Origin of the sequence: Bradyrhizobium archetypum (genome assembly GCF_013114835.1) — a bacterium.
Classification (GTDB): domain Bacteria; phylum Pseudomonadota; class Alphaproteobacteria; order Rhizobiales; family Xanthobacteraceae; genus Bradyrhizobium; species Bradyrhizobium archetypum.
Genome location: NZ_JAAVLW010000006.1, coordinates 1 through 20,421, shown reverse-complemented (window position 1 = coordinate 20,421; position 20,421 = coordinate 1). Strand labels below are relative to the sequence as shown.

Here is a 20,421-nt window from a genome sequence, read left to right as displayed (position 1 = left end):
CTGCTATCTTTAGGAGATTCCATTTTGGAACAGATCGCTTACGTCAACGGCGCGTTCGTGCCACTTTCAGAGGCAAAGGTCTCGATCCTCGACCGCGGATTCCTGTTTGCCGACGGCATCTATGAAGTCGCCGCCGTGCTCGACGGCAAACTGATCGACAATGCCTCGCATCTGGCGCGGCTGGAACGCTCGGTCGGCGAGATCGAGCTGGCGCTGCCGGAAACGACGGCGCGCATCCAGGAAATCCAGAAGGAGCTGGTCGCGCGCAACAATCTCGTCAACGGCATGGTCTATCTGGAAGTGACGCGCGGCGCCGACACCGGGCGTGACTTCGCCTTTCCCAAGGGCGTCAAGCCGACGCTGATCATGTTCACCTCAACCAAGGACATCATCAACGCGCCCTCGGCCAAGACCGGCATCAAGGTGATCACGGTGCCCGACCTGCGCTGGGCCCGGCGCGACATCAAGAGCGTCGCGCTGCTGGCACAGGTGCTGGCCAAGCAGGCGGCGGCTGCGGCCGGCGCGGGCGAGGCCTGGATGACCGAGGACGGCAAGGTGACGGAGGGCGGTTCATCCTCCTGCTTCATCCTGACCCAGGATGACGTGATCGTCACGCGGCAGAACGGCAGCGAGATCCTGCCCGGCTGCACCCGCAAGGCTGTGGTTGCGCTGGCCGAAGAACGTCAGCTCCGCGTCGAGGAGAGGGCTTTTTCGATCGAGGAGGCGCTGGCCGCCAAGGAGGCCTTCGTCACCAGCGCCAGTGTGTTCGTGCAGGCAGTGGTATCGATCGACGGCAAGCAGGTCGCCGACGGCAAGCCCGGCCCGATGACCAATCGGCTGCGCGAGATCTACGTCGATTTCGCCAAGGCGACGGCGGTGTAGCGGACCGCGCCTTACTCTCAGCCGTCATCGCCCGCCAACGGGTCGCGCGAAAGCGCGCCCGGTGGCGGGGCATGACAGCATAGGATGCCGCTACGCCACCGCTGCCTTGGCCTTCACCGGGTGAACCGCGCGGAACGAGATCGCAATCCTGTTCCAGGCGTTGATGGCCCCGATCAGCATGCTCAGATTGACCATCTCCGTTTCCGAGAAATGAGCGCGGGCCTGTTCGTAGACGTCATCAGGGGCATGCGTATCGGCAATCAGCGTCACCGCGTCCGTCCACGCTAGCGCGGCGCGTTCGCGGTCGGTGTAGAGCGGCGACTCGTGCCAGGCGCTCAATAGATACAGCCGCTGCTCGGTCTCGCCCAGTTTGCGGGCGTCCTGGGTATGCATGTTGATGCAATAGGCGCAGCCGTTGATCTGCGAGGCACGCGTCTTCACCAGTTCGATCAGCGACTTTTCGAGACCCGAGGCGACGATCTGGGCTTCCACCGCGACGAGCGCTTTGATGGTATCTGGCGCGGCCTGATAATAGTTCATCCGGGGCTTCATGCACGTTCTCCCTCTCTGGACGCTTTCAATTTGAACGATTGGCCAAGTCTGTCCTGATCAAGTCTATCCTGATCGAACCGATAGTCACGATCTGGATCGGTGCGGTCAGATACAATAAAGTGACCTGAAACAAACGGGGAGGCAGCGGATGTCTGAGCGCAGAGGGGCGTCGGCAGAAAGTCTTGCGATGCCGTCGATCGATCGGCGCCGCATCGCCTTGCTGTTCATGCTTGTCGCGCTGGTGCTGTCTCTGCTTTCGGGTGATAAGGCCTTCGCCGATTATCCGGACCGCGTCATCAAGATCATCGTTCCCTTTGCGGCGGGCGGCGGCACCGATGCGATCACGCGCGTGCTGGCGCAGGAGATGGCAAAGGATCTTGGCGGCAGCATGATCATTGAGAACAAGCCGGGCGCGAGCACCATTATCGGGGCGCAGGCGGTGGCTTCGGCCGAACCCGACGGCTATACGCTGCTGATGGGATCATTCGCCCATGCGGTGAACCCGAGCCTGAACGCCAAGATGCCGTTCGATCCGGACAAGGATTTTGCGCCCGTCGCGCTGGTCGCGCGCTCGCCCAACATCGTCGTCGTCAATCCGAAGTCGTCGTTTCGGTCGATCGCCGATCTGATCGCGGCGGCAAAAGCCGAACCGGACAAGATCTCCTACGGCACGTTCGGCACCGGAACGTCAGCACATCTGGCCGGTGAAATGTTCAAGCGCATGGCCGGCGTCAACATGACGATGGTGCCCTACAAGGGCTCCGCGCCCGCCATCACCGATCTGATCGGCGGGCAGACCCAGGTGATGTTCACGACGGTTGCAAGCGCAGCATCGCTGATCGAGGGCGGCCAGTTGCGGGCGCTGGCGGTGACATCCGCAGAACGCTCGCCCGCCTTTCCGCAACTGCCGACGGTTGCGGAAACCGGTCTTCCCGGCTTCGAAGCGGAAACCTGGTACGGCCTGCTTGCGCCGGCGAAGACGCCGCCTGACATCATCGAGCGGCTCAATAAATCGGCGGCAAGGGCCGTGCAGGCCGATGCCTTCAAGAAGCTCAGCGTCAATGAGGGGCTCGTGCTGATTGCAGCGCCGCCGCAAGAGTTTGGCCGCTACTACCGCAGCGAGGTGGAGCGCTGGCGCAAGGTCATCGAGCAGGCCGGCATCAAGGCCGAGTAGGCGGGGAGGCTTCGCCGTACTCGAGTGTGGTGAGAGCCCACCTAATGCGACGGCGGGGAAAGGCGCCCGAATAGCTTCTCCATCGCCATGCCGATCGCCAGCAGCTTGCGATCGCTTCCCGCAGGCCCATCGAGCTCCAGACCAACCGGCAGCTTGCTCGACGCACCGAGCGCGATCGGAAGCTGAATGCCGGGAACGCCGGCATTGCTGCCGGGATCGGTGTTCTGGATAAACAGCAGGAAATTGGCGAGACTCGACGAGTCAGGATTTGAAGCAATCGCGACCTTCGGCACGGTCGGAAAGGCGATGGCATCGAGCTTGTTCTTCGCGAAAGTATCGCGATAGAGCGCCTGCAGCGCCGGCCGGGCGGTCTTCATGGCGGCGTCATAGGCCGGCTTGGCATCTGCGACCGTGTTGTCCGGCCCGGGCAGCTTGCGCGGAATAACCAGCCCGTCATAGGTGCCCTTCACGTCGGAGCTTGCGATCTCCTTGGCGAGGCTCTCGATGCTGACGCCGGTGCCTGTCTTCCTGAGATAGGCAACCATGTCGTCATAGGCCTCATACAGCGCGAGCGGAAATCCGACCTGGCCGTTGAGCTCGGCAAGCTTCGGCATTTCGATATCGACGACCGTCACGCCGCTCGCCTTGAGCTTGTCCAGCGCTGCTCTGAATGCTGCTTCGGTATCGCCGTCGAGATTGGCCAGCGTGGTTTTCTCGACGCCGATTCGGACCTTCTTCAGTTCGGCGGGCTGAATCGCACCGCCGCCGGCGATGATGCGGTCGAGCGCCGCCACGTCGGCCATCGTGGACGCCATCGGGCCGGCCGTGTCGCGGGTGTGCGAGATCGGCGCGATCCCGGCTTGCGGATAGCGGCCGACGGTCGGCCGCAGCGCCGCGCAGCCGTTCAGCGCGCAGGGCACCCTGACCGAGCCGCCGGTGTCGGAGCCAAGGCCCGCGGTGACGATCCGCGCGCCCACCGCAGCGCCCGTGCCCGATGACGAACCTCCGGCGATTTTCGTTGCATCATAGGCATTGCGCACACCGGGCTCCGCGCCGGTCTTGAAACCGGCATTGAAGCCGGAGATGCCGAAGGCAAGCTCATGCATGTTGGTCTTGCCGATGATAATGGCGCCCGCCGCGCGCAGTTTTGCGGCGACCGGCGCATCCGTCTTCGGCACGAAATTCTTCAACGCCGGCGTTCCGGCGCTGCTGGGAAGGCCGGCCACCTCGATATTGTCCTTGATCACGATCGGCACGCCGCCAAGCGGTTTGCATGATCCCTTCTTGCGGCCGGCATCGAACGCCGCGGCAGCCTTCATGGCGCCGGCCTCGTCCAGCGTGATGAAGGCGTTGAGCTCCGGTCTTGCCTTGGCGCGCGCCAACGCTGCCGAGGTCAGCGCCTTGCTGGTGATCTTTCCGGCGCAGAGATCAGCGGCAGCTTGCGTTGCGGTAAGCTGGTCCAGATCGATCGCCGATTGCGCCAGTGCGGGAGATGCCGCGGCGAGAAGGCCGGCAAGGGCCGAGCCGAGCAGGGTGACGCTGCGAGCCATGATGATCCTCCGTGCGAATGAGTAACGTCCGGATGAACTTTACCTGCTGCCCGCTCCGGCGCCTGTCCTTATTCTGAGGACACTCTTAGGCCTCAGCGCCAGCTCGATCTTCACGTCCCGCAGCGCATGCGACTGCGTCCCACGCTGCCATTCGCCGAACGGATCGCCGTCGACCGTGATTACACATTCGCCCTCGACGATGCCCCAGTATGTTCTGCCGGCGGCGGTGAATTTGAGCCAACGCATCAAGCGACCTCGTTTACTCGGCTGCGGCCTGCGGCTGGGTTTTCCAGGCGCCGGCGGCGGGCCGCGGCAGCCCGAGATTCTTGCGCAGGGTCTTGCCCGCATAATCCCTGTGGAACAGGCCGCGGCGCTGCAGTTCGGGCACGATATGCTTGACGAAATCGGCGTAGGAGCCCGGCACGATGGTGGCCGCAATGACAAAGCCGTCGCAGCCGCGCTCGACGAACATCTCCTCTAACTTGTCCGCGATTTCCTTCGGGCCGCCGACGATCGCGTCCTGCACCTGGCCGCGGCCGGAGAAATTGACGAAGTCGAGCGCGCTTGGGTTGCTCTTGCCCGAATTCTTGAGCACGCCATCGCGAATGCCAAGGATGCCCTGCATGCTCCTGAGCTCTTCCGTGGTCAGCGGCTCGTCGAGCGGTTTTGACGCGAAGTCATAGTTCAGCGCTTCCGCGAGCAGCGACAGCGCATCGATCTGCAGCGGCAGCTTGTTGATCAGCGCCATCTTGTCTTCTGCCTCGGCCTTGGTGGCACCGCAGACCGGGGTCGTGAGGTTGCAGAGGAACATCTGGTCGGGATCGCGGCCGGCCTTCGCCGCCTCGTTGCGGACGGCCGCATAGCCTTCCTTGGCAGAGGCGACGTTGCGCGCGGCGGTGAAGATCACTTCGCCCCATCGCCCTGCAAAACGCTGGCCGCGGCCGGACGCGCCGGCCTGGATGATGACGGGATGGCCCTGCGCCGAGCGCGGCACGGTGAACGGCCCGCGCGACTTGAAGAACTTCCCGTTGTGATCGAGCCGCTTCACTTTGGTGGGATCGGCGAAGCGGCCGCTCTTCTTGTCCATGATCAGCGAACCGTCTTCCCAGCTATCCCAATGGCCGAGCACGACTTCCATGAACTCGTCGGCTCGGTCGTAGCGGAAGTCGTGTTCGAGGTGGGCATCCTTGCCCATGTTCTGGGCCTCGCCGTCATTGAGCGAGGTGACGACGTTCCAGCCTGCGCGTCCGCCCGACATCAGATCCAGCGTGGCGAAGCGCCGTGCGACATCGAACGGCTCGTAATAGGTGGTCGAGCAGGTCGACCCCAGGCCAAGCTTTGTCGTAATCATTCCCATGATCGTCAGCACGATCAGCGGGTCCATCTTCACGCAGCGGATGCCGTATTCGACGGTATGCGCGTGGTCGTTGCCGTAGCGGTCAGGCATCGCGAGGCGATCGTCGAAGAACGCCATATGGAATTTGCCGGCTTCGAGGATCCGGGCGATCTCCTGGTAGTAGTCGGCCGACATCGAATCGTCGCGCGATTCCGGATGCCGCCATGAGCTCGGCAGGTTTGTGCAGTTCTGCGCCTGCAAAAATCCGACCAGCACCATTTGCCGTGTCATGCCGTTCTCCTTGTGCGCGCAGGATCGGCTTTCATTTCAGGCCAAGTTCGTCGGCGAGTTTGTAGTCGGTAGCGAGCGCCTTCAGCCGGTCCCAAGTGGCATCCTCGACGTCGATGCCGTCGCGCCGGCGCCGTTGCTCGCGGAGATATTCGATCTCGCCGGGATAGAACACGCCGGGAGATCCCTCAGACGGCGGCGTCGATTTGAGATAACGTGCGAATTCGCCGACTTCCTTCGCGAAATCCTGCAGCGGACGGAAGGCGGCGACGTTGAACACCGCCATGAAGCATCCGTCATTGTGACGGCCGGTCGGCTCGACGCCAAAACCCAGTCCCGTGAGCAGGCCGCACAGCACCTCGACCATCGCGGCGAGACCGCTTCCCTTGTAGCCCTCGCTGCCGCCGAGCGGCAGCAGCGCGCCGCCCTTGCGATACTGGGTGGGATCGGTGGTATGCCGTCCCTCGGCGTCGATGATCCACCCCACCGGGATCTGTTCGCCGCGCGCGACCGACAGCGCGATCTTGCCGGCCGCCACCGCGGAGGTCGCCATGTCCAGGTAGAACGGAGCCTCGAGATCGGATGGCACCGCAATCGAGATCGGGTTGGTGCCGAGCCTTGCCTCGCGGCCGCCGAACGGCGCGACATGTTTTGGCGAGCGGCCGGAATCGGCGGCGGCAATCCCGATCATGCCCGCTCGCATTGCCATCAGGGGGTACGCGGCGAGGCGCCCGACATGGCTCTGGCGAAACACAGTGCAGGCCGCGACATTGGCCGTCTTCGCCTTTTCGATCGTCAGCGCCATCGCCTTGGCGTTGACATGAAAGCCGAACCCCCAGTGGCCGTCGATCACGGTCGTGGTCGGCGATTCCTGGACGATGGTCCATTTGGCGCCGGGCACGATATGGCCGGCCTTGATGCGGTCGATATAGGTCGGGATCGCAATCACGCCATGCGAGTCGTGGCCGGCGAGGTTGGCGTTGACGCAGCCGACCGCGACCGCCTGGGCTTCTTCCTCCGACGCGCCGGCGGCCTTGAGCAGGGCCATGCCAATTCGCGTGAGACGGTCGGCCTGGACCAGCGGCATGGGAATTTCCTCTACCCTGACGCCCGCGCGAACGGCGGGTCTTGCTTGCGCTCGGCATGCTCTCAAAGCATCGGCGGCAGGGCAAGCGTGGAAATATCCTATTAGCTATGCGGCCGGCACGGTCCCGAAAGGCCTTGGATTTCGCCTCGCAAAATTCGTCGCGGCCCGGCGGTATGGCTGACAAATCGTGAATGGGCCGTAGTTCTCCGGAGACGAGTATCGCGCGCGTTGGTCCGGCATTTACTTTGAATCGCAACTTCGGATCGCCAATAACGAGCATTTAGGCCTTCTGCACGCATAAAATCGGCGGGGCAGCCGGCGCTGCCGGAAGGGAGCTCGGGGACGGTGAACACCGATATCGCGCGCACACTCGCGGCATTGAATGCGACCAACGAAGCGATCCTGTACGCCAAATCACCGGAAGAACTGTACACCAAGGTCTGCGAAGCCGCGTTCTCGGTCGGCGACTTCCTAGCTGTCGCGGTCTTCCTGCTCGAGCCGGAAACCAGTCTCCTGCGCTTTGCCGCCGGCTGTGGCGATGACGTGCCGCGCCTGCGCAGTATCGACATTTCGGTTCTGGCCGTTACGCCTGAGGGTAACGGGGTTGCCGGATCCGCCTTTCGCGACAGGCGCGTATGCGTCAGCAATGATTTCCTGAACGAGGCGCGTTCGCTGGCTTGGCGCGACGGCGCCAAGGCCAACCAGGTCGGTGCGGCGGCGGCCCTTCCGCTGATCTGCAATGGCCAGAGCGTCGGGGTGCTCCTGGTTTCGCGCCGCGAGGCGCACTCGATCGACGGAGAGCTCGTCGCGATGCTGGAGCGCGTGTCGGCAAACGTATCATTTGCGCTCGACAATTTCGACCACGAGGCCGCGCGCAAGAACGGCGAGCACACCATGCGGCGGCTGAACCGGATGTTCGGCGCCATCAGCGCGACCAACGAAGCAATTCTTCGCGCCAAGACCGAACAGGAACTCTATCAGCGGGTTTGCGATGCCGCGGTATATAGCGGAAAGTCCGCCGCCACGGTGGTGTTGCTTGCACAGCCGGATTCGATCTGGTTGAAGCCGGTCGCAGGCACCGGCGCAATCGTCGAACAGATCATGCAGGCGCCGTTCTCGATCGACGCGAACAATCCGTACGGAAAGGGTGTTTGCGGGAAGGCGTTCCGGACGCAGCAGCCGTCGGTCAACAACGACATCCTTGCCTCGACACAGGGACAGCCCTGGCATCAGGCCGCGCGCGACACCGGGGTCACCGCCTGCGTCGCGGTTCCCCTGATCAAGGCCGACGAGAGCGTCGGCGTATTGATGTTCTTTGTCGGAAAGCTGTGGGCGGAAGACGAAGAGATCGTCGCCCTGATGGCGCGAATCGCCGAGAACGTCTCGTTCGCTTTGGACAATTTCGAACGTGCCAGTGCAAAGGCGCGAGCGGACGCCCAGAAGGAGCGGCTGGCGCGAATGCTGGCGGCGCTCAGCGCGACCAACGAGGCGATCGTCCGTGCCACGTCACGGGCAGAGCTGTTCGAACTGGTATGCGAGGCTGCCGCAAAGGGCGGCCGGTTCAATTCAACCAGCATCCTGCTGGCCCGCCCGGACAGCTATGACACCGACCTGGTAGCAGTTGCCGGGCCGACGTCAGACAATATGCGGCGAGTCAAGGTCTCGACCAACGCGAACGTACCCGAAGGACGCGGCCTCTGCGGCAATGCGTTCCGCTCCAAGCGAGCCTGCATCGCCAACGATTTGCGCGCCGACCCGCGGGGATCGGCATTTCGTCAGTTCATTCACAGCGACGGCGCCATGTCGGGCGCGGCATTTCCGCTGCTGATTTCCGGTGAGCCGGTCGGCGTGATGTTCTTCATCTCCTCCGAGAAGGACACGTTCACGCCCGAATTCGCCGAGCTGCTGCAGCGGCTCACCGAGAACGTGTCGTTTGCGCTGGAAAATTTCAATCGTGCCGACGAGAAGGCGAGGACCGAAAGTCAGAAACAGCGCCTGACGCGGATGTTCGCCGCGTTGAGCAGGACCAACGAAGCCATCATGCGGGCCAAGTCCCGCACCGAACTGTTTGATCTGGTATGCGAAGCGGCGGCAGAGGGCGGCCGGTTCACCTCGACCACCATTGCGCTGGCTACGCCGGGAAGCGACCTTCTTAAGATTGTCGCCGCCTCGGGCCCAGCGGCCGAGGCAACGCGGCACGTCAGGTTGTCGACCGATCAAAACCTTCCCGAGGGACGGGGGCTCAGCGGAACCGCTTTTCGAACCAGGCGTCCATGCATCACCAACGACTACGTCACCGACCAGCGCGTCGCCGCCTTCCAGTCCATAGTCGGCAGCTATGGCGCCCAGTCGGGCGCCGCGTTTCCGCTGCTCGTGCATGACGAGCCGGTCGGCGTCATGATTTACATGTCGCTGGACAAGCATACCTTCACCCCCGAATTCGTCGAACTCCTGCAACGATTGGCCGATAACGTATCTTTCGCGCTGGAGAATTTCGATCGCGCCGACGACAAGGCACGGACCGAGGGCCAGAAGGAGCGCCTGACCCGCATGCTGGCGGCGCTGAGCGCAACGAATGAGGCGATCATCCGTGCATCGTCGCGGGCGGAATTGTTCGATTTGGTTTGCGAGGCCGCGGCCAGCGGCGGCAAGTTCACCTTGACATCCATCGTGCTGACGAAGCCCGACAGCGATTATCTCGACGTGGTGGCCGCCGCCGGTCCGACCGCCCTCAGCGCCCGTCTGGCAAGGATATCAGCTAACGAGGCGCATCCGGAGGGGCGTGGGCTGTGCGGCCAGGCGATACGCTCGCAGCGGGCCTGCATCATGAACGACTATCTCGCCGATCCCAATGCCGAGGCGTTTCACCATAGGGCCCGCCTTGATGGTACGAACTCCGGCGCGTCATTCCCCCTGCTGGTGCACGGGAAGGTCGTCGGCGTGATGTCCTTCATGTCGCTCGAGAGGAACACCTTCACGCCGGAGTTTGCCGAACTGTTGCAGCGGCTCGTCGAGAATGTATCCTTCGCACTGGAGAACTTCGACCGCGCCGACGAAAAAACCAAGGCCGACGAACGGATCGAATATCTGGCGTCGCACGACAGCCTGACTAGCCTGCCGAACAGGGAAATGTTCAACGGCATGCTGCGCGGCGCGATCGATGCCGCCGCGCGTTACCAGCGGCAGTTTGCCCTGCTGTTCATCGATCTCGACAGGTTCAAGGTCATCAATGACTCGCTGGGACATGATGCCGGCGACATGCTGCTGGTGGAAATCGGCGGCAGGTTGCGGCGCGCGCTGCGCGCGAGCGATGTCGTGGCGCGGCTCGGCGGCGACGAGTTCGTGGTCATTCTGGAGGAAACCGCGGAACGTCATGAGGTCGAGCGCATTGCCGGCGAACTACTGTCAGTACTGAGCCAGCCGCTGCAGCTCAGCGGTCACGAATGCCATACCACCGCTTCCATCGGGATCGCGATGTATCCGTCTGATGGCACCGACATGCAGACGCTGACAAAGAATGCCGACATGGCGATGTATCTCGCCAAGGAGGACGGCAAGAACGGCTTCCGCTTCTTCACGAAGGAGATCAAGACGCAGTCGATCGAGCGCCTGACGCTGGAGAGCGCGCTGCGCCGCGCGCTGGAGCGCGAGCAGTTCTCGCTGCATTATCAGCCAAAGATCGACATGGAGAGCCGCCAGATCACCGGCGTCGAAGCGCTGCTGCGCTGGAATCATCCCGAGCTCGGCGCCGTGTCGCCGGGGCAGTTCATTCCCCTTGCCGAGGAAACCGGCCTGATCGTTCCGATCGGCCGCTGGGTGCTCAAGGAAGCCTGCGCGCAGAACATGGCCTGGCAGCGCCGCGGCCTGCGGCCGGTGACCGTGGCGGTCAACCTGTCACCGCGGCAGTTTGCCGATCCGCATCTGCTGCACGATGTCGACGAGGCGCTGCTGGCAAGTGGCATGTCGCCGGTGCTGTTGCAGCTCGAAGTCACCGAAAGCATGGTGATGCGCAACGTCTCGCGCGCGATCAAGGTGCTGGACGCGATTCAAAGCCGCGGCATTCGCCTTGCGATCGACGATTTCGGAACCGGCTATTCGTCGATGTCGCTGATGAAGCAGTTTCCGATCGATACGATCAAGATCGATCGATCCTTCGTCCGCGATCTGCCGGTCGATTCCGAAGACCAGGCAATTACGCAGGCGATCATCAGCATGGGCAAGGCGCTCGGCATGACTGTTATCGCGGAGGGTGTCGAGACCGTGGAGCAGGAGGCCTTCCTGCGTAATCATGCCTGTGACGAAATGCAGGGCTTCCTATTCTCCAAGCCGCTGCCCGCACAGCAAATGACGGATCTGCTTCGCGCCGAACCGCGGCTCGCCTCGCCGCCGCTGCAGCCGGAAGCCGGGTCAGGGTTGAAAGGCGCTGTCGTCTGACGGCTGCGGATGCAGCTCGCGGACGGCCTTCGCCTCGGAAGTTTCAGCCTTGCGGGGAAAGTCGTGCGGCCAGGGCAGGGAGGTCTGTCCGGCGAAGACCTTAAGGAAGATTTCCGCTCCCGCCGCATACGTCGCCTGATCGGGCAGGCCAAGTTGTGCGCACCATTCCGCCGGCATGGATTGCGGCGCATTGCGTAATTCGATCGCCGGTCCCCACCACCATGCCGGGGCCGGCGATCGTTCAGCTTCGGGAACGGCGCGCCAGCGCGCGTATTCGCCGACCATACGTTCGAATTGCAGTGGCGCCGCCGGATGCATTCTATCTCCTGACGTCAGATGATATCCGCATTCGCGTGCGGCGCAATGCCAGTTATTGCCGGCCATGCTGCCAGTGCGACGTGACATCAGCACCCGATTTGTTGAGGTGGACATGCTGATCGACGTGGTCGACCCATGACACCGGAATGAAGTGATGGTGCTGCCCGTCCGGCGAACTCTGCTTGGTCAGCTTGATCTTGTCGGTTCCTTCCATGTGGTCGACCTTGCCGACCGTCTTCTTGTCCGACGAGATGACGTCCATGTGCTCACGGATCTGCGAGGTGACGTTCATGTTTGATATCCTCAGGTGATTGATGGACATGAAACGCGCCGCCGTCGAAATGGTTGCGGGGGATGAATTCGTCCGATCGGCGCGTGAGCTTGAGGCTCATCCTTATGGTCAATCGCCTCGTCGAGGGACAGGGGCGCACATGTGCATGCGTGACCAGCGGCTGCGATAACGCAACTGCAGCATGAAAAGCAGATTTACGCCGCGCCTTGTAATGCTACGTTGCCGTCCAACCAAAACCAGCCATGGGAGGGTTACGATCATGAAGCGTTTGTCGATACTTGCGGCCGGCCTGTTGATGGGTGCAGCCGCCATTCAATTTTCCGGCGTGGCATTGGGCCAGAGCGGCGGCTGGGTGACGCTTGTCGACGGCACCAAGATGGGCGACTGGACCGAGGTCGGCAACAAGGCCAACTGGGCGATGAAGGACGGCGCGCTCGTCGCCGATAAGATCAGCGAGGGCAAAGATCCCTCCTATCTCGTCAGCAAGGAGTCCTACAAGGATTTCGAGATGAAGGTCGAGTTCTGGGCGGACGATGACGCTAACAGCGGAATCTTCATACGCTGCGACCAGGCGGGGAAAATCGACGCCAAGATCTGCTACGAGGTCAACATCTTCGACAAGCGGCCCGATCCGACCTACGGCACCGGCGCGATCGTCGATGTGGCCAAGGTCGACCCGATGCCGAAAGCGGGCGGCAAATGGAACACCTACGAAATCACGGCCAAGGGGCCTCACCTCGTCGTCATGCTGAACGGCCAGAAGACTGCCGATGTCCAAGATTCAAAGCACGCCAGCGGCCCGTTCGCGCTGCAATACGGTTCTGGCGTGATCAAGTTTCGCAAAGTGCAGATCAAGCCGTTGTAACGCTGTCCCTCGATCGCTTGCTCGGCGCGTCGGACTCCCTCTCCCGCTTGCGGGGGAGGGCGGGGTGGGGGTGTCGCCGCACTGGGACTATCGAAGTCGATCCGGCTCAATCTCAGACAGACCCACCCGTCTTCAGCGGATGAGCCTTTCTATGCCATGCCCAGGCGGTGCGGATGATCGTCGCCAGATCCGAATGGGCAGGACGGAAGTTCAGCGTATTGCGCGCGGCGGAGGGATCGGCGACCAGATAGGTCGGATCGCCGGCCCGGCGCGGCTTGACGACATGGGGGACTTCGCGGCCGGTCTCGGCTGCGATCGCCGCGAGGATTTCGCGCACCGAAAAACCGTTGCCGGTGCCGAGGTTGAAGGCGCCGCCGGTGTGCCCATCGAGCAGCATCTTGAGGGCCAGCACGTGGGCGGTCGCGAGATCGGTGACGTGAATATAGTCGCGGATCGCCGTCCCGTCGGGCGTGTCGTAATCGTCGCCGAACACCGCAAAGTCCGCCACATGCCCCTGCAGCGCCATCATGGCGCGGGGGATGAGATGGGTTTCCACCTCGCGCATCTCGCCGATGCCGCCGGCCGGATCGGCGCCGGCGGCATTGAAGTAACGCAGCGCGAACGAGCCGAACCCGTAGGCCGCGCGATAATCCGCCAGCACGCGCTCGATCATCCATTTCGAGGCGCCATAGGGGTTGATCGGGGCGCAGGGATAATTTTCGGGCAGCGCCTTGCTGTCGGCATTGCCATAGACCGCGCCGGTCGATGAAAACACCAGGCGGCTGCACCCGGCCGCGCGCATGGTTTCAAGCAGCGACAGCGTGCCGGCGAGATTGTTGACGTAGTATTTCTGCGGATCGGCGACGGATTCGCCGACCAGGCTCGAGGCGGCGAAGTGCATGACCGCCACGATGTCGTGCTCGGCAAAGGTCCGCGCCAGCGTGGCCTTGTCGGCGATGTCGCCGACGACGAGCTCACGGCCAACGAAGCTGCGATGGCCGGTCGAGAGATTGTCGTAGGTGACAGGTCGATAGCCGGCCGCATCCAGCGCCCTGCAGCAATGCGAGCCGATATAGCCGGCACCGCCGGTAACGAGAATGGCTGGACGGTTGCTCATCGATCACCTGTTCCGCCCATATTGTTCGATCGGCTCCTGTTCAGCAACAGATAGAGCGCGCGCGGATTGATGGTCAAATAGCGCCAAACGGCCTGTTCCGAAAGCTGTTCGGCCGCTGATCCGCCGGCAGACGCTCGTTCAGCGCAGATTAACCCCAACCATTAACCGTTGTCCGAAATCGCGGCCTTATGCGCCGCCGCCGGATCGAAATTTGCACCGCTGCGCGCGTTACGTTGGCAAGGCCGATCAATGCCGCAACGAACGACCTTATCGAGACGGAAATGTCCCGAGGTCATGCAGGCGATCCCGTTTCGGGACGATGAGACATATTCGCGAACGACCTTAGCGTCATGGCAGGGATTTCGACCAGCGATCTTCGGATGGACGGGCCCGATCCGTCGGTCAGGGCGCTGCGCGCGCTGGTGGCGGCTTCGCCGGCGCTCGATCCCACCATCGAAATCGTCGTCTGCATCCCCTGTTTCCGCCGTCCTCAACACTTGCGCCGAACGCTGGAATCGCTCGTTAGCCAGCGCACCAACCGCCGCTTCGCGGTCGTCATGGTGGAAAACGATGCGTCGAAGAGCGAAAGCGTCCCGGTTGCGGTCGAGTACCTCGCGCCGGGAAAATTCGCGGGCCTCTGCATGATCGAGCCGCGGCAGGGCGCCTGCCATGCGATCAACGCCGCCTTCGAGACAGCGCTGCGGATGTTTCCAAACGCCGCCAGCTTGCTGATGATCGACGATGACGAAATCGCCGCGCCCGACTGGCTGGAGCAGATGGTCAGGACGGCGGAGGCGATCGGCGCCGATATCGTGGGTGGACCGGTATTCCCGGAATTCGATGATGAACGGAAGCGCGGTTTGCGCTGCCATCCTGCTTTTGCCCCGGCGTACAATGCGTCGGGGCCGGTGCCGGTGATCTATGGCTGCGGCAATTGCCTGATCCGGCGCGCGGTATTCGACCAACTGGGCTCGCCGGCGTTCGATCTTCGGTTCAACTTTCTGGGCGGTGGGGACACCGATTTCTTCTATCGCTGTATGAGGCTCGGTTTGCGATTTCACTGGGTGGCTGAAGCCGTGATCAGCGAGACCGTGCCGCAAAGCCGGACCAGTCTGAAATGCCTGGTGAGGCGCGGCCTGCGGATCGGCGCGATCAACTATCAGGTCCAGCGCAAGGCATCGCCGACGCTCTGGTTGCGGGCCAAGCTGATCGCCAAATTGCTGGCCGCCTTGCCGCTTTCACTCATCTATGCCGTACTTGCAATCCTGACCGAGCGTGAGCGAACCATTGCCATGCATCCGGTGACGGTGGCGGTGGGCAGCGCGTTGGCCGCGTTCGGCCTCGGGCCGCAGCCCTGCAAGGCGTCGAAGATCGACTCATGAGGCAGCTCATCGAGGCACCCGACATCCGAAGTCCCCGCCGTCGCCGCAAGCCACTATCACGCGAAGCGAACTGACACATTGTTGCCGCACTGGAACTGCCGTGCAAATTTGCAACACGTGCCAGGATTATGCAGCCGTTCTTCGTGTGTTCGCGAGAGTTGATGACCGGCATTACCGCACGCGCGTATGCTGCGGTTCGGGTGATGGGCTACTCGTTAATTGCTGCCGTGGGGAGAGCCAACATGCCAGCCTATATTCATCATGATGGCATTGAGCCAGGTTTCGTCATTTGTCCGAGCTGCGTCGGGCTTCCGATGTTCGTGCGGGATGTCGAACCGAATTGGAGCCAGGCAAAGATTGACTTCACCTATGAATGCGCCGATTGCGGCGCGGAAGTCCGCCAGACCGTGGCGAAGCCGGAATTGCAGCATTAGTCGCGATTGCTAGGGGCAAAGCTAAGCGCGCCCACATTTCTCGATTTCTACGTGTGATGCTGGGCACGCGGAGCCCGTCATCGGGCGCTCGTGCGACCCGTTTGCTTTGCCCACCCTGCAGAGCAGCTTCAAACCTGCCGCACCACGCCTGGCCGGCCAAGATCGCACTCGAGCGCGTCGCGATCCCAATTTGCTGCGATTGCCGCGGCCTCGTATGTGCTGTGCAGGAAATCGAGCAGCGCCTTATCGGGATCGGCAGCCCTCCGCACGGCGTCGTAGGGCAGAATGAATTCGCCGAGCGCTTCGCTGAAGAACGCCGCATCCGGTTGCACCTTCGCCGCGCGGAAGCCTGCCGGCTCGGGATAGGCGTAGGAATAGAACGCGGGATAATCAATGGCGCCACCACCTGGCCAGAAGCCGGCGCTGCTAACTTCGTGTGAATAGGCTTCATGCGCAACCGCGTCGGGCAAGTACGGCACGCCGCCGGGATGGCGTGGCGCGCGGCGTCCTGAGAAGCGCGTCACCGCGAGATCGAAACTGCCCCAGAAGAAATGCACTGGGCTTGTCTTGCCGAGAAAGCCGGTGCGGAATTGTTTGAAGACGCGATCGCTGTTGACAAGGATTTGCAGGAAGCGTCCGACAGCATCAGGATCGTAGGAGGCGTGCACGGTGTCGTCGGGGAATTTTATCGGATCGGGCAGTTCGTTCGGCATCTCTTCGATGGTGACGGCAATGCCGAGTTCGCTAAGCGCGGCAAGCGTGGCGGTGTAGAAGCTTGCGACGGAATGACCCGGCAGCGCAAAATGCCGCTGCGCGGCGTCGCTGGTCGAGATGCGTAAGAGGTGATCGATGAGATCGAAATCGATCTGGAATGTTCGTGCACCGTCGGGCACTGGCGATGTCGTCAATCCGCGCGATGTGACATAAAGCGCCACGTGCCAGGAATGATTGAGCCACGGCGACTTGGTCAGGCGAATTTTGCCGACGATCTGGGTCCAGAGCTGCAGCGTCGCACAGGTATCATGCCAAGCTGCTGTCGGCAATTCCGGCCACGGGACTTGCGAATGGTTGCTCATGGCAGAACCTTGTGCGAGCTGAACGGGGTGGAAGGCCTATCACGAATTCACCGGGCGTTTAGAAACCGTGCCTCACGATTTCGTGCATTCCGGGCAGCGCCGCGCTCCGCGCGAGGCGCGAAACAGGCTGTTGCACCACCAGCGTCTCGCCACGGCCTGTAGTGGCCGGCGTGCCAGTTGAGAGATAAAGAGAAGTTCGACCATCTGAATCCAAGGCCTCCGAAAGCCAAGATTGGGCGGCATTCGTAAGAGAGAACGCCGCCCTCGTCGCATCAGCCATGCAGCTTGTTCGCGGTCTCCGCGATCACGCGTCCCTGGTAGCGCGCGCCGGCGAGCTCGTTCTCGCTCGGCTGGCGGCTGCCGTCGCCGCCGGTGATCGTGGTGGCGCCGTAAGGCGCGCCGCCGGTGACTTCGTCGAGCTTCATTTGGCCGGCGAAGCCGTAGTTCAGGCCGACGACGGTCATGCCGAAATGCAGGAGATTGGTGATGATCGAGAACAGCGTGGTTTCCTGCCCGCCATGCTGGGTGGCCGTTGACGTAAAGGCGCCGCCGACCTTGCCGTGTAGCGCGCCCTTGGCCCAGAGCCCGCCGGCCTGATCGAGGAAGTTCGCCATCTGCGAGGCCATCCGGCCGAAGCGGGTGCCAGTGCCGATGACGATCGCGTCGTAATTGGCGAGGTCTTCGATTTTGGCGATCGGCGCGGCCTGATCGAGCTTGTAGTGTGAGGCCTTGGCGACCGCTTCGGGCACCAGCTCCGGCACGCGCTTGATGTCGACGGTCGCGCCGGCCTTCCGTGCGCCTTCGGCTATGGCATTCGCCATTGCCTCGATGTGACCGTAGGCGGAATAATAGAGCACGAGTACTTTGGCCATGATGGTTTCCTTTGAGTTGATAGTTAGTTTGTTGTTGGGAGCGTCATTGCCGGGCTTGACCCGGCAATCCATCAATCTTCAAGAGACTCTCCCGAAGTGGATGGATGCCCGGGCCAAGCCCGGGCATGACGAGCAGTGAGTGGGCGGGCTACGCCGCGTCGACCAGCACCAGTTCCGAATCCTCCAGCGCAGTGATCGTCAATTTCGTCTCGTCGCGGATCGCAGCACCATCGCGGGCGTTGACGCGCACGCCGTTGACTTCGACGCTGCCGGCCGCCGGCACGAGATAGAGGTGGCGCGCCTGCTGCGGTTCGTATTCCGCGCTCTCGCCCGCCTTCAGCGTGGTGGCGAGCACCCGCGCATCGGCGCGGATCGGCAACGCGTCCTCATCGCCTTTGATGCCGCTGGCGATGGTGACGAGCTTGCCGGAGCGGTCCGACTTCGGAAACGGTTTGGCGCCCCAGGTCGGCTGACCGCCCGTCGTCGTCGGTTCAATCCAGATCTGGAAGATCTTGGTCTTCGACGGCTCGAGATTGTATTCGGAATGACGAATGCCGCTGCCGGCGCTCATCACCTGCACGTCGCCGGCTTCCGTCCGGCCCTTGTTGCCGAGCGAGTCCTGGTGCGTGATCGCGCCCTCGCGAACATAGGTGATGATTTCCATGTCGGCATGGGGATGGGCGGGAAAGCCGGTGTTCGGCGCGATCTCGTCGTCGTTCCACACCCGCAAGGACCCATGGCCCATATTGTTTGGATCGTAATGGCTACCGAACGAGAAATGGTGCTTCGCCTTCAGCCAGCCGTGATCGGCGCTGCCGAGTTTCGCAAATGGTCTGAGTTCGATCATGAGATATTCCTTTTCTTTGATTTTTTGAATTAGACGGCCGGGCGGTACGCGCCCGGCCGCGCTGGAGTTGAATTACGCGCCGAAGCCGCCGTCGACGTTGAACACCGTGCCGGTCACGAAGGAGGCTTCGGGACTCGCGAGGAAGACGACGCCGGCTGCGATTTCTTCCGGCTTGCCGAAACGCTGCAGCGCGTGCTGGGCACGTTGCGCTTCGGCAAAATCGCCGCCGTCCTTCGGGTTCATGTCGGTATCGATCGACCCCGGCTGCAGCACGTTGACCGTGATGCCGCGCGGCCCGAGGTCGCGCGCTGCGCCCTTGGAATAGCCGACGACGGCGGCCTTGGTGGCGGCGTAGTCGGCAAGGCCCGGGAACGAGGCGCGGGTGGCGATACCGGAGCCGATGGTGACGATGCGGCCGCCGTCACCCATCAGCTTCGACGCCGCGCGGATCGCGGTAATCACGCCGTGCACGTTGATGGCGTTCTGGCGGGCCAGCGCCGCAGTATCCGTATTGGCGTCATCAATCGGCCCACCGACTGCAACGCCAGCATTGTTGACGAGGATGTCGAGGCGGCCGAAATCCTTCGCGACATCCTTCACGAGTTGGTCAACCTCAACGGCAGAAGCCTGGTCGGCCTTGTAGGCGCGGGCGTTGACGCCCCTGGCCTTCAGCTCGGCGACGACCGCCTCGGCCTTGTCGGGGGAGGCGACATAGCTGATCGCGACGTCGGCGCCTTGTTCTGCAAGCGCCCGAGCACTTGCCGCGCCGATGCCGCGCGAGCCGCCGGTCACGAGGGCTACCTTGCCTGAGAGCTTCTTGGTCATTTGGATTTCTCCATCGCTTCACTTCCGATGGGCTATTGGATATGTCGCCGAACTTGGTATAGAAATAGAAACTATGGAAACTCATTGTTTCCAAAAATAGCCTTTGGAGGCGATCCGAATGTCCAAACTCCCGGATTTCGAGGCGCTGGCGATTTTCGCAAAAGTCGTGGAGTTGCGGTCGTTTGCATCGGCCGCGACCGAACTGGCGCTGTCCAAGGCGACCGTCTCCAAGGCGGTCAGCCGGCTGGAGCGGCGGCTCGGCGCGCGGCTGTTCAACCGCACCTCGCGGCGGCTCGCCCTGACCGATGCCGGGCAGAGGCTCGCCGAGCGGGCCGCGCGCCTGCTTGCCGATGCCGAGGACGCCGAGAACGAGGCATTGTCGCAATCGATGGCGCCGCGCGGGCTGGTTCGCCTTGCGGTACCGATGACGTTCGGGGTCAAGGCGATTGCGCCGATCCTGCCGGAATTCCTTAGCGCCTATCCGGAAGTCTCGATCGACCTGCACTTGAGCGACGCCACCGTCGATTTGATCGGCGAAGGTTTTGATGCCGGCCTGCGCATCGCGCGCCTGCCCGACTCTTCCCTGATCGCGCGTCGGCTGTGCGCGATGCCGCGCTACACGGTGGCGGCGCCTTCATACCTCAAGCGCCACGGAAGACCGACGCATCCGATGCACCTCGCGGAGCACAAATGCTTCGGCTACGCGTATCTCTCGACGCCCGGCGTCTGGCACTACACCAACGCGGCAGGCGAGCAGGCCAGCGTGCGTCCCGCGGGCCAGCTCCGCGTCAACAATGGCGAGGCAGTATTGCCGTCGGTTATCGCAGGCCTCGGCATTGCCGATCTGCCGGATTTCATCATCGGCGACGCCATCGCGTCCGGCAAGGTCGAGGTGATCCTCAAAGGCTGGCACCAGCCCGAAGGCGCGGTGCATCTCGTCACCCCGCCCGGCGGCCCGCGGCCCGCGCGCGTCGAAGTGCTGGCGGAGTTTCTGGCGAAGCATTTTGCGAAGGGGAAGAAAAGGAAGAGCGGTTAGGCAGGGGCGTGTTCACCCTCCCTTGGAGGGGGGAGGGTCGCCGCTCATGCAATG

General features: G+C 62.9%; 19 protein-coding genes. 7 read left to right on the top strand and 12 right to left on the bottom strand.

The annotated features are described in order from the left end of the window. The first annotated feature begins 24 nt into the window (after window positions 1-24). Window positions 25-882, top strand: coding sequence for a D-amino-acid transaminase (locus tag HCN50_RS20335; RefSeq protein WP_171711473.1), 858 nt, complete (start codon window positions 25-27; stop codon window positions 880-882). A 90-nt stretch (window positions 883-972) separates the two neighbouring features. Here HCN50_RS20335 and HCN50_RS20330 read toward each other — a convergent pair whose 3' ends face one another. Next, on the bottom strand, window positions 973-1,434 hold the full coding sequence (locus HCN50_RS20330) for a carboxymuconolactone decarboxylase family protein (protein WP_171711472.1): 462 nt from the start codon (window positions 1,432-1,434) through the stop codon (window positions 973-975). Window positions 1,435-1,582: 148 nt separating this feature from the next. On the opposite strand from HCN50_RS20330, the gene HCN50_RS20325 reads away from it, so the two are divergent. After that, window positions 1,583-2,608 carry a tripartite tricarboxylate transporter substrate binding protein gene (locus tag HCN50_RS20325; protein ID WP_171711471.1) on the top strand — a complete coding sequence of 342 codons (1,026 nt, stop codon included), beginning with the start codon at window positions 1,583-1,585 and terminating at the stop codon, window positions 2,606-2,608. A 41-nt stretch (window positions 2,609-2,649) separates the two neighbouring features. Here the strand turns inward: HCN50_RS20325 and iaaH are convergent, their stop codons facing one another. The 4 genes from iaaH to HCN50_RS20305 form a co-directional block, all read right to left on the bottom strand. Then, a complete protein-coding gene (gene iaaH / locus HCN50_RS20320) occupies window positions 2,650-4,077 on the bottom strand; it encodes an indoleacetamide hydrolase (RefSeq protein ID WP_171711990.1) in 1,428 nt (475 codons plus the stop codon). A gap of 120 nt (window positions 4,078-4,197) precedes the next feature. Next, entirely contained in the window at window positions 4,198-4,404 is a 207-nt protein-coding gene (locus tag HCN50_RS20315) for a DUF2437 domain-containing protein (protein WP_171711470.1), read from the bottom strand. A gap of 13 nt (window positions 4,405-4,417) precedes the next feature. Then, window positions 4,418-5,785 carry an LLM class flavin-dependent oxidoreductase gene (locus HCN50_RS20310; protein WP_171711469.1) on the bottom strand — a complete coding sequence of 456 codons (1,368 nt, stop codon included), beginning with the start codon at window positions 5,783-5,785 and terminating at the stop codon, window positions 4,418-4,420. Window positions 5,786-5,816: 31 nt separating this feature from the next. After that, window positions 5,817-6,869, bottom strand: a complete 1,053-nt coding sequence (locus HCN50_RS20305) for an Ldh family oxidoreductase (protein WP_171711468.1) — start codon at window positions 6,867-6,869, stop codon at window positions 5,817-5,819. 345 nt (window positions 6,870-7,214) lie between these two features. Here HCN50_RS20305 and HCN50_RS20300 point away from each other — a divergent pair, with 345 nt between their 5' ends. Next, window positions 7,215-11,303: a bifunctional diguanylate cyclase/phosphodiesterase gene (locus HCN50_RS20300; protein ID WP_171711467.1), complete on the top strand. Its 4,089-nt coding sequence runs from the start codon at window positions 7,215-7,217 to the stop codon at window positions 11,301-11,303. Here HCN50_RS20300 and HCN50_RS20295 read toward each other — a convergent pair. Together HCN50_RS20295 and HCN50_RS20290 are read right to left on the bottom strand one after the other, a co-directional pair. Beyond that, window positions 11,277-11,621, bottom strand: a complete 345-nt coding sequence (locus HCN50_RS20295; protein ID WP_171711466.1) for a hypothetical protein — start codon at window positions 11,619-11,621, stop codon at window positions 11,277-11,279. The two genes, HCN50_RS20300 and HCN50_RS20295, sit on opposite strands and share 27 nt — an antisense overlap. A gap of 52 nt (window positions 11,622-11,673) precedes the next feature. Further along, window positions 11,674-11,913 (bottom strand): DUF2171 domain-containing protein, encoded by a 240-nt coding sequence (locus HCN50_RS20290; protein WP_171711465.1) that lies wholly within the window; start codon window positions 11,911-11,913, stop codon window positions 11,674-11,676. A gap of 259 nt (window positions 11,914-12,172) precedes the next feature. Between HCN50_RS20290 and HCN50_RS20285 the strand changes: the two genes are divergently transcribed. Then, window positions 12,173-12,778 (top strand): 3-keto-disaccharide hydrolase, encoded by a 606-nt coding sequence (locus HCN50_RS20285; protein ID WP_171711464.1) that lies wholly within the window; start codon window positions 12,173-12,175, stop codon window positions 12,776-12,778. Window positions 12,779-12,890: 112 nt separating this feature from the next. Here HCN50_RS20285 and galE read toward each other — a convergent pair whose 3' ends face one another. Next, complete coding sequence (gene galE / locus HCN50_RS20280; RefSeq protein WP_171711463.1) at window positions 12,891-13,895, bottom strand: UDP-glucose 4-epimerase GalE; 1,005 nt, start codon at window positions 13,893-13,895, stop codon at window positions 12,891-12,893. Between the two features lie 380 nt (window positions 13,896-14,275). Here galE and HCN50_RS20275 point away from each other — a divergent pair, with 380 nt between their 5' ends. Together HCN50_RS20275 and HCN50_RS20270 are read left to right on the top strand one after the other, a co-directional pair. Continuing rightward, entirely contained in the window at window positions 14,276-15,277 is a 1,002-nt protein-coding gene (locus HCN50_RS20275; protein WP_171711989.1) for a glycosyltransferase family 2 protein, read from the top strand. 161 nt (window positions 15,278-15,438) lie between these two features. Further along, window positions 15,439-15,711, top strand: a complete 273-nt coding sequence (locus HCN50_RS20270) for a hypothetical protein (RefSeq protein ID WP_235977110.1) — start codon at window positions 15,439-15,441, stop codon at window positions 15,709-15,711. 128 nt (window positions 15,712-15,839) lie between these two features. Here the strand turns inward: HCN50_RS20270 and HCN50_RS20265 are convergent, their stop codons facing one another. From HCN50_RS20265 to HCN50_RS20250, 4 genes are all read right to left on the bottom strand, one after another. After that, window positions 15,840-16,787 (bottom strand): DUF5996 family protein, encoded by a 948-nt coding sequence (locus tag HCN50_RS20265; protein WP_171711462.1) that lies wholly within the window; start codon window positions 16,785-16,787, stop codon window positions 15,840-15,842. A gap of 272 nt (window positions 16,788-17,059) precedes the next feature. Continuing rightward, window positions 17,060-17,659 (bottom strand): NAD(P)H:quinone oxidoreductase, encoded by a 600-nt coding sequence (wrbA, locus tag HCN50_RS20260; RefSeq protein WP_171711461.1) that lies wholly within the window; start codon window positions 17,657-17,659, stop codon window positions 17,060-17,062. Between the two features lie 148 nt (window positions 17,660-17,807). Further along, window positions 17,808-18,506, bottom strand: coding sequence for a pirin family protein (locus HCN50_RS20255; RefSeq protein WP_171711460.1), 699 nt, complete (start codon window positions 18,504-18,506; stop codon window positions 17,808-17,810). 72 nt (window positions 18,507-18,578) lie between these two features. Then, window positions 18,579-19,331: an SDR family NAD(P)-dependent oxidoreductase gene (locus HCN50_RS20250; protein ID WP_171711459.1), complete on the bottom strand. Its 753-nt coding sequence runs from the start codon at window positions 19,329-19,331 to the stop codon at window positions 18,579-18,581. Window positions 19,332-19,449: 118 nt separating this feature from the next. On the opposite strand from HCN50_RS20250, the gene HCN50_RS20245 reads away from it, so the two are divergent. After that, window positions 19,450-20,367 carry a LysR family transcriptional regulator gene (locus tag HCN50_RS20245; RefSeq protein ID WP_171711458.1) on the top strand — a complete coding sequence of 306 codons (918 nt, stop codon included), beginning with the start codon at window positions 19,450-19,452 and terminating at the stop codon, window positions 20,365-20,367. Window positions 20,368-20,421 lie beyond the last annotated feature (54 nt).